General features: G+C 30.0%; 2 protein-coding genes. Both read left to right on the top strand.

From position 1 onward, the window contains the following. On the top strand, window positions 1-582 hold a 582-nt coding region (locus P0N36_RS15460), incomplete at its 5' end, for a hypothetical protein (RefSeq protein ID WP_275843787.1). 311 nt (window positions 583-893) lie between these two features. After that, window positions 894-983: a helix-turn-helix domain-containing protein gene (locus P0N36_RS15455; protein WP_442957200.1), complete on the top strand. Its 90-nt coding sequence runs from the start codon at window positions 894-896 to the stop codon at window positions 981-983. Window positions 984-1037 lie beyond the last annotated feature (54 nt).

Raw genomic sequence — 1037 nt, 5'->3', positions numbered from 1 at the left:
CTATTAGAAGAAATTAAGAAAAATGAAACGCTACTAGAAGTTAATGCTACTAGGTTTCAAGATAAGTTCAATGATAAAGCAGTTGATTTAATTATGGATGACGAGAAACACATGTTAGCATTTGACATAATTTACTGTTGTTCATCGTATAATTTATTTGAGGGCATTCATTTTACTAAACTTAATTTAAATGAGAAAAAAGTATATTTAAAAGAAAAAGAGAAGGCTAATCAATTACTCGAAGAAAATAAGATTTTGCAAAAAGAATTGAGTATTTTGAATGAAGCAAAACAATATTATATGGAGGTCCTAAAGCCAAATTCAAAAATGAACCATAAGAAATATGGAAAAGTAACTATCGAATCGATTGATGAAGAATATATCAGTATTTTATTTGGAGATGATAAGAAAAAATTAGGACTAAATATAGCATTAGGTAACGAAATAATAACATCATCCGTGGAAGGATTTAAAGAAAGGTTGCTTATTTATGGCCCAATATTAAAAAAAGAAAAGACTATTGAGAGTTCCCTGAAACGAATTAGAGGAGAACTGCAATCATTGGAAGATTATATAGAATAAGATGAAGATCCTAAAAAGTTGGGAGATATAAAATGTAGCCCTACAAACTAAAGGTTAAAGTTCAGAAGTCGTTGGATGAGATTGGCATAAAAGTAGACTGTAAAATTGAGTTTGGTGATTTCTTCAATGAAAAGATTATAAGGAAGCTGATCTAGAACGTGACAGTCTATGATGACCATTTTGTCATTTGCTTTAAGTCTGGAATTGAGATTATGATATGAAAAGATACTGAAGTAGCCCATTACTCTAGACCAGAGTTGCAATTTTTTTTAATTATAAATGTGTAATACTATTACAGCAATTGCAATCAAATGAACATCAGTATTGAGGAACTTGCCAGACGTATTGGTCAGACTCCACAGAATTTTAATAAGAAATTAAAGCGTGAAACTGTAACCTAGGATGAATTGATAACAATAGTGATATACTGGGCATAAGGTTCGACAAGTAATTAT

The organism is Petrocella sp. FN5 (genome assembly GCF_029210395.1).
In the GTDB taxonomy this organism is placed as follows: domain Bacteria; phylum Bacillota; class Clostridia; order Lachnospirales; family Vallitaleaceae; genus Petrocella.
Note: the sequence above shows the minus strand (reverse complement) of the source record. Positions and strands in the feature narration are given on the sequence as shown.

What these genes read in the sequence shown, in the direction of transcription:
- P0N36_RS15455 (WP_442957200.1), top strand. Translation starts at nt 894, where the DNA reads ATGAACATCAGTATTGAGGAACTTGCCAGACGTATTGGTCAGACTCCA.